The 7,623-nt window shown below is 64.5% G+C and carries 8 protein-coding genes; all 8 read right to left on the bottom strand.

The window, feature by feature from the left end; genetic code table 11:
- Positions 1–85: 85 nt before the first annotated feature.
- Positions 86–1,420, bottom strand: a complete 1,335-nt coding sequence (locus WAN02_RS06700) for an adenylate/guanylate cyclase domain-containing protein (RefSeq protein ID WP_422263383.1) — start codon at positions 1,418–1,420, stop codon at positions 86–88.
- 56 nt (positions 1,421–1,476) lie between these two features.
- The gene (locus WAN02_RS06695; RefSeq protein ID WP_422263382.1) at positions 1,477–1,704 is read right to left on the bottom strand and encodes a deoxyribodipyrimidine photolyase; all 228 of its coding nucleotides are present in this window, start codon (positions 1,702–1,704) and stop codon (positions 1,477–1,479) included.
- Positions 1,705–1,824: 120 nt separating this feature from the next.
- Positions 1,825–2,427 carry a dTDP-4-dehydrorhamnose 3,5-epimerase gene (gene rfbC / locus WAN02_RS06690; RefSeq protein ID WP_422263381.1) on the bottom strand — a complete coding sequence of 201 codons (603 nt, stop codon included), beginning with the start codon at positions 2,425–2,427 and terminating at the stop codon, positions 1,825–1,827.
- 1 nt (position 2,428) lies between these two features.
- A complete protein-coding gene (rfbB, locus tag WAN02_RS06685; RefSeq protein WP_422263380.1) occupies positions 2,429–3,424 on the bottom strand; it encodes a dTDP-glucose 4,6-dehydratase in 996 nt (331 codons plus the stop codon).
- A 22-nt stretch (positions 3,425–3,446) separates the two neighbouring features.
- Positions 3,447–4,310, bottom strand: coding sequence for an LLM class F420-dependent oxidoreductase (locus WAN02_RS06680; protein ID WP_422263379.1), 864 nt, complete (start codon positions 4,308–4,310; stop codon positions 3,447–3,449).
- 19 nt (positions 4,311–4,329) lie between these two features.
- Complete coding sequence (locus tag WAN02_RS06675; protein ID WP_422263378.1) at positions 4,330–5,181, bottom strand: LLM class F420-dependent oxidoreductase; 852 nt, start codon at positions 5,179–5,181, stop codon at positions 4,330–4,332.
- A 29-nt stretch (positions 5,182–5,210) separates the two neighbouring features.
- Entirely contained in the window at positions 5,211–6,719 is a 1,509-nt protein-coding gene (locus tag WAN02_RS06670) for an ATP-binding protein (RefSeq protein ID WP_422263377.1), read from the bottom strand.
- The coding region (locus WAN02_RS06665) for an NAD(P)/FAD-dependent oxidoreductase (RefSeq protein WP_422263376.1) at positions 6,716–7,623 on the bottom strand (908 nt) is incomplete at its 5' end. The genes WAN02_RS06670 and WAN02_RS06665, both read right to left, overlap by 4 nt.

The raw sequence follows: 7,623 nt of genomic DNA, 5'->3' as shown, positions 1-7,623 counted from the left end.
GCGCGGCAAGCTGCGCAGCACGCGGCCTGCGGCGGACCCGCACCGCCCGCCAGCGACGACGAACCGCCGCCCTTCTGATCGCGGGTCAGCGGACTTGACTAGAGGCAACGGCGAAGAGACGCCATTCGCCGGGAACGCCTTTGAGTTGGTGAGCGCCGCGGTCCTCGAACTGGAGTCCTGACCCGATCACGAGGTCGCGCAGCGTGCTGGACACCAGCACGTCGTTCGGTCCTGCCAGTGCGCTCACCCGTGCGCCGATGTGCACGGCAATCCCACCGATGTCATCGCCGCGGACCTCACACTCGCCGGTATGCAACCCAGCTCGGACCTGGATGCCCAGTGCTTGCACCGCGTCACGAATTGCCATGGCGCAGCGGATCGCTCGCTGCGGGCCGTCGAACATGGCGAGGAAGCCGTCGCCCGAGGTGTTCACTTCGCGGCCACGAAACCGTGCCAGCTGCGATCGCACAACCGCGTCGTGAGCGTCGAGCAGCGCGTGCCAGTCGCGGTCCCCGATCTCTGCGGCCCGGCGCGTCGAGTCGACGATGTCGGTGAAAAGCAATGTGGCGAGCACTCGGTCGTCGGCAACACCGGCCTGATTGCCGGTGAGGAACTCAGCGATCTCCTGGAAGGACGCTCGCCAGTCAGGTTCAACGATGTGGAGCATGTTGCACCCTGGAAGCTCAACGTACTTCGCGCCAGGTATCCGATCAGCGACGTCCTTGCCCCACTCGGGCGGGAAAACGGCGTCATCGGTGTGATGGAGGACGAGTGTCGGGACACGGACTGTGGGAAGCAACGCCCGTACATCCGTTTCGGCCAGCAGAGACATCATGCGAGCAGCGGTCCCTGGGCTTGCCCCCAGGCGTTCATAGCGTGCCCACGCTGCCCGGATCTCCTCGTTCCACGGCATGTCCGGATTCAGGACATGCTGTATCTCCCCGGTGCCCCACATGGCGGCCATGGCGTCAGCGGTCTGCTCGGCTGCGGGTCCCTCGGTGGTGCGCTCAGCCATCGGATTCGCGTAGCTCTCCAGCACGACGAGCCCGGCTGTGCGCGACGGATGTGTCGCCGCAAACAGCGCCCCCGCCGGGAGCGCGCCGGACATCGCGACCAGCACCGCTTCACGACTCCCGAGATCATCCAACACCGCAGTGATGCTGTCGGCCCATAGCTCCAAAGTCGGCAGCGCGCCCGACGTGACGGGATCAGACACTCCGATGCCCGGCTGGTCGAAGAAAATCAGCCGACCGAGCGATGTCATCGCCTCAACCCACCCTCGAAGAGACGGCTGCTCAGGCAAGTCCTCACAGTTGCTAAAGAACGCCGGGATGAGCACGATGTCGCGTTCGCCTTCGGGCGACGCGCGATAGGCAACGCGCAAGTCCCCGTTCAGCGCATACCGCGTTTCCGAGAACACGGCGAAAGTCTAAGCCGAGCAGCGGGTCGAGCGTGCTGCATCGGCAGTGTCCGCGGCTACTTCTTGGACGGGATCACAACAATCACGATCAGCGTCAGAATGCTGAAAAGCAAACCGAGGATGCCCCAGCCAAATGGGTTGCGGCCCTTGGTCGCTGCGACCAGTGCGCACACGATCGCCGCGATGACACTACCGATCGCGACGAAAATGCCGTGAATGCCGCGCAAAATGAAACCCGCGGCCTCCGGTTGGCTGTAGCTGGCAAGCAACAGTTGATGAAGCATGACGACCTCCTTGGCGCCGAAAGGGGGCACCTGCTCGACCCCGGTACGGGGTACCCGGATGGGCCGGAATCAAACTGTCCCGCAGCGGGAGACGCCCATCGAGCGGGCGTCGCCGTTTTTCTAGCTCTTGCGCAGGCCCTCAACGAAAGCCCGGGCTTCGTCCCAACTCGGCAACAGGCCGCCGGCGCGCACCTCGTCCAAGGTAGGTGCGGCGGCGTCGCGGTCGGAGATCAGCAGTTTGTGCCCGCTCGGCCAGTCGATCGCCAGCACCGGGTCAGTGGGGGAGATGGTGTGTTCGCGTTGCGGGCTGTACTCCGCTGAACAGAGGTACATCACCGTCGAATTATCTTGCAGCACAAGGAAACCATGCGCCAGACCCTCGGAGAGGTAGACCGTGTTGTGGCTGCGGTCGTCGAGAACCACTGCGTCCCAGCGGCCGAAAGTCGGCGAGCCCACCCGGATGTCGACAACGACATCGAACACCGAGCCGGACAGGCAAGTCACGTATTTGGCCTGACTCGGTGGCAGCTGCGCGAAATGCAGCCCGCGCAGCACGCCGGCCGCCGAAACCGAGCAGTTGGCCTGCCGGACATCCAGGCGATGCCCCGCGAACTCAGTGAAACTGTGGTCGGTGAGCCACTCGAAGAACAGCCCACGCGAATCGGGATGCACCGCCGGCGTTATTTCCCATGCTCCGGCTATGTCCAATTCCCGGACCTGCACGTCACTGACCCTGTCGTTCGTAGCGAGCCTCGGCGGCGTCTTTGAGGGGCCGCCACCAGGATTCGTGGTCGCGATACCATTCGATGGTCGTGCGCAGCCCTTCAGCGAAATCGGTATGCTTTGGCGCCCAGCCTAATTCGTTGCTCAGCTGGGACGGATCGATCGCATACCGGAGGTCGTGGTCGACGCGGTCGACGACGTGGTCGAAGTCGTCGGGATCGCGTCCCATCAACTCAAGCAAAGTCCGCAGCACCGAAAGGTTGTCGCGTTCACCGTCGGCGCCGATCAGATAGGTATGCCCGGCCCGACCGCCGTCGAGGATACGGCGTACCGCGTCGTTGTGGTCCTCGACGTGGATCCAGTCCCGGACGTTGGCCCCGTCGCCGTACAGCTTCGGCCGCCGCCCGGTGAGGACATTGGTGATCTGACGCGGGATGAACTTCTCCACGTGCTGATATGGCCCGTAGTTGTTGGAGCAGTTCGAGATTGTCGCGCGCACGCCGTAGGAACGCACCCAGCCCCGCACTAAGAGGTCGGAGGCGGCCTTGGTCGACGAATAGGGACTCGACGGGTTGTAGGGCGTGGACTCGGTGAACCGTTGCGGATCGTCGAGCTCCAAATCCCCGTAGACCTCGTCGGTGGACACGTGATGCAGCCGTACCCGATGCCGGCGTACCGCTTCCAAAATGATGAACGTCCCGACCACGTTGGTCTGTAGGAACGACGCGGGATCGGCCAGCGAGTTGTCCACGTGGGTTTCGGCCGCGAAATGCACCACCGCATCCGACTCGGCGACCAATTGGGTAACGAGTTCCGCGTCGGTGATGTCGCCCTGTACCAGCCTGATCTGGTCTTCGACCGGAGCCAGTGATTCGCGGCTGCCCGCGTACGTCATGGCGTCCAGAACCGTCACCGCGTCTTCGGGGTGGTCGCGCATGGTGGCGTGCACGAAATTGGCGCCGATGAACCCGGCGCCACCGGTGACCAGCAGCCGCATGGAGCAAACCCTAGCGCGGCCCTCAGCTCGGAGGTGTCAAACCCAGTGCTCGGGCCAACTCTTCCAGTGCGCCCACCAGCTTGCCGTCGGGCCCGCCCAGCACCTGGATCGCCACGTGATCGGCGCCGGCCTCGAGATGCTCGTTGAGGCGTGCGGCGATCTGCCCGGACGTGCCGTGGGCGACGACGGCGTCAATCAGCTTGTCACTGCCGGGTTTACGGACATCGGCATCGGTGAACCCGAGCCGCTTCCAGTTGTTCACGTAGTTACTCAGGCCGAGGTAGAAGTCGACGGTTTTCCGGCCGATTTCACGCGCCTCGTTGGCATTGCCGGTCAGCACCACCTTGAGTTCGGGGGCCAGGAAGACGGTGTTACCGATCAATTCGCGTGCTCGGGCGGTGTGTTCCGGCGTCGTCAGGTACGGGTGGGCGCCGGCGCTGCGTTCCGCGGAGAGCGAGAGCACTTTGGGGCCCAGGGCAGCGAGTACCCGTCGGCTCGTCGGCACCGATGCGCTGTCGAGCTCGTCGAGATACTCGACGAGTGCGTCGTAGGGCTTCTTGTAATCGCCGGTGTGTTCGGGGTGGCCCACGCCGATACCGAGCAAAAACCGGCCCGGGTAATCGTTCTCGATGCGGTGATAGGACTCGGCCACTGCGGCGGCCGGCGATGCCCAGATGTTGATGATCCCGGTCGCCAGTTGCAGCGACGTCGTCTCCGCCAGCGCCGGCTCCACCCACGCCAGGTCGGCGTCGGGTGATCCGCCGATCCAGGCAGCCCCGTAACCCAGCGCCTCGATCTGCTGGGCGAGGTTCGGGCTGACAGATCGACTGGGAAGCCAAACGCCGTATCGACCCAGGTCGAGTTTCAGCGAAGCGCCCTCAGTCATCTAGTTCCCCTCTGGTCAGTCACGCCGGATTCAGTCCCAGCGGGCCGGCCAGTTCGGCCAGAGCCGACACCAGGTTTTCATCTTTGGTCAGGATCTGCACAGGCACGTGGTCGGCACCGGCGTCGAGGTGTTCCGTCAGCCGCGCCGCGATCGCCTCCGGGGTGCCGTATGCCACCAGCGAGTCGATCAGCCGATCGCTGCCGGGCCGATTGACTTCGTCCTCGGAGAACCCCAGCCTCTTCCAGTTGTTGCGGTAATTGGCCAGGTTGAAATAAATATCGAGCGCCCGGCGGCCAACGGCGCGAGCCTTCTCCGGATCCGTGGTCAGCACCGCCTTGTGTTCGGGCGCCAAAAACGCCGATGGCCCCATCAATTCGCGCGCTTGGGCGGTGTGCTCCGGCGTGGTCAGGTACGGGTGCGCGCCCGCGCTACGCCGCGCCGACAGCTTCAGCACCTGTGGGCCCAGGGCCGCGACGACGCGACGATTGGCTGGAACGCCGTGTTCGTCGAGCTGGTCCAGGTATTCCACCAGTGCGTCATAGGGCTTGCGGTATTCGGTGACCGCCTCAGGGTGGCCGACGCCGATACCCAGCAGGAAACGGCCCGGGTACGCGCGGTCAATGCGATGGAACGACTCGGCCACCGGCTTTGCCGCATCCGACCAGATGTTGACGATGCCGGTGGCTACCTGCAGCGTCGTCGTCGCTTCGAGGATGGGCTCTACCCACGCCAGCTCAGCCGGCGGCGAACCACCGACCCAGACGGACCCGTAACCCAGGGCCTCGATGTCTTTGGCCTGTGCAGGCGTGACGCCGCGTCCGAACGATCCGAACCGGCCAAGATTGGGCTTGCTCGCAGCAGTATCAGTCATGCTGTCTCCAACCTGCGCCGTAATGCGGTCTATTCCGTCAGTTCTGTATCCAGATCGGGATCGGTCAAATCCTCGACGCGCGGTTTTTCCAGGGGCAGCAACACGATGAAGCGGGTATCGCCAGGCACGGACTCCACACGCAAATCCCCGCGGTGTTTCTTCACGACGATGTTCCACGCCAAATCCAGCCCGAGGCCGGTGCCCTCGCCGACCGGTTTGGTGGTGAAGAACGGCTCGAAGATGTGCTCGCGCGCCTCATCGGGGATACCGGGCCCGGTGTCGCAGATCTCGATGCGGGCGAGCTTCTCGCCTTCCCTGCCGGTGCGGACGGTCAGTGTGCCGCCCTTCTCGCGCATCGCCGCCAGCGCGTTGTCGATGATGTTGGTCCAGACCTGGTTGAGATCGCCTGGAAAGCAAGGGATTTCGGGCAGCGAATGGTCGAATTCCTTGACCACTGTGATCGCGCTGCCGTTCTTACTGCCGTCTTTGCCGAATCGGTCGGCGAACATCACCAGCGTGCTGCGCAGCAGTTCGTGCACGTTGGCCACGTCGAACAGAGCCCGGTCCATCCGGGAATATTGCTTGGCATCGGCGACCAGTGCCGAAATCCGTTTGCTCGCTTCCGAAATCTGGTTCATCAGAAGTTCGCTTTCGATGGTGTAGCTGATCCAGCGGACCGCCTCCTCCACCGAGGCCGAAGCATCCAATTCCTCGGCGGTTGCGGCAATCCGCTCCAGCCAGTCGGTGTCGACGCCGCCTTCGACGAGTGTCGGTGCGATGTCCCACCCGCCGTCGATGTCGTGGTCCTCGAGCCACTCGCCGACGGCGTCCTCGCGATCGGTGGATTCGATCGCGGTCAGGTGCTGCGACGCCGATTTGGCGACCTGCTCGGCGACCGCCTCCTGCAGCCGCACCAATGCGTTCAGCGTCTCAGCGCTGACGGTGCCGTCGGCGAGCATCACCAATTTCCCGCGCATGCGGGAGATCCGGCCGCGCAGCTCGTCGGCGGCCCGTGCGATGGCCGCGGCCGGATTGTTCAGCTGGTGGGTCAGCCCGGCCGACAACCGGCCCAGCGCGAGCAGCTTCTCCCGGTTGTCGATGATCCGGCGGGTCCGGTCGGTGCCCACCGCGATCCCGTCGAGCAGGTGCACCGCCATCGGGAACTCATCCCGCATGAACTGGGCGAACACCGGGGCATCCATGACGAAGAACCGCGACGGCTTGGTCACGTGCACCGACGCGTCGTAGAGCTTTTGGTTCCCGCCGGTGAACGCCCGCCAAGCGCCGCAATAGACGCCGCGCTGTGATGTCCGGTTCGTTTCGATGGCCTGACCGCCGGAGAGCTTCGACATCGCCAGCTCGCCCTCGATCAGAACGTAGAAACAGGTCGCCGGCTCACCCTCAACGATGATTGGTCCCGGCTGGAATTCCTGGATATGGCCGTTGACGCACAGGGTCTCGAGTTGCTCGTCAGAGAGCTTCTCGAACAGGAACAGGGTGCGCAATTCGTCTGCGTCGCAAGGGAGCCGGGTAGTCATGACTCCGCCAGGTAACGGTGAACCAACATCACGGCCATGGATCCTTCCCCCACCGCGGCCGCGACTCGTTTCGCGGACTGGGAGCGCACATCGCCGGCGACGAACACGCCCGGCACGCTGGTCTCGAGGTGGTGCGGTGGCCGGTCCAGTGTCCAGCCGCACACGTTGCGCAGATCCGGGCCGGTGAGGATGAAGCCGTGGTCGTCGCGGGCGAGCACGTCCTTGAGCCACTCGGTGCGCGGTGCGGCGCCGATGAAGATGAACATCCGGGCACAGCTGACGTCATCGGTTTGCCCGGTCCGGTTGTCGATCAGAGTCAGTCGTTCGAGGTAATCGCTTCCGATGGCGCACTGCACTTCGGTACAGGTACGGACAGTGATGTTAGGTCGCTGCTCGATCTGTTCGATCAGGTAGTGCGACATCGACGCCTCCAGCGACGGCGCACGCACCACGATCGTGACGGATTTGGCCTCACGGGACAGGTACATCGCGGCCTGGCCGGCGGAGTTCGCCCCGCCGATCACGTAGATCTCTTCGCCCTCACATTCCGAGGCGATCGACACTGCGGCCCCGTAGTGCACACCGCGACCTTTCAACGTTTCGCAGCCGTCCGCCGTCAGCTCGTTGTAGGCGACGCCGGTGGCGACGATGATCGCGTGCGCGTCGATGGATCCACCGTCAGCGAACCGAATCGTGCGTTTTGGTCCGCTGATCTCCAGGGCAGTGGCCGTGCGGGCGGTGATGAGTTCCGCGCCGAACTTCTCCGCCTGTCTGCGCGCGCGCTCAGCCAGTTGGCCACCGGATACCCCGTCGGGAAAGCCGAGATAGTTTTCGATCCTCGAGCTCTGGCCGGCCTGGCCGCCCGTCGCAGTCGTCTCGATCAACACCGTGCGCAGGCCTTCGG

The organism is Mycobacterium sp., from assembly GCF_049281135.1.
Taxonomy (GTDB): Bacteria; Actinomycetota; Actinomycetes; order Mycobacteriales; family Mycobacteriaceae; genus Mycobacterium.
The sequence above is the reverse complement of the archived record's forward strand: the minus strand, read 5'-3'. Positions and strand labels throughout refer to the sequence as shown.

Excerpts from the sequence above, each read along its gene's own strand:
- WAN02_RS06695 (WP_422263382.1), bottom strand. The coding sequence starts at position 1,704 with ATGCTTCATCAACTGTTGCTTGCCAGCTACAGCCAACCGGAGGCCGCG.
- rfbB (WP_422263380.1), bottom strand. The coding sequence starts at position 3,424 with ATGCGGCTGCTGGTCACCGGTGGCGCCGGGTTCATCGGCGCCAATTTC.
- WAN02_RS06680 (WP_422263379.1), bottom strand. The coding sequence starts at position 4,310 with ATGACTGAGGGCGCTTCGCTGAAACTCGACCTGGGTCGATACGGCGTT.
- WAN02_RS06675 (WP_422263378.1), bottom strand. The coding sequence starts at position 5,181 with ATGACTGATACTGCTGCGAGCAAGCCCAATCTTGGCCGGTTCGGATCG.
- WAN02_RS06670 (WP_422263377.1), bottom strand. The coding sequence starts at position 6,719 with ATGACTACCCGGCTCCCTTGCGACGCAGACGAATTGCGCACCCTGTTC.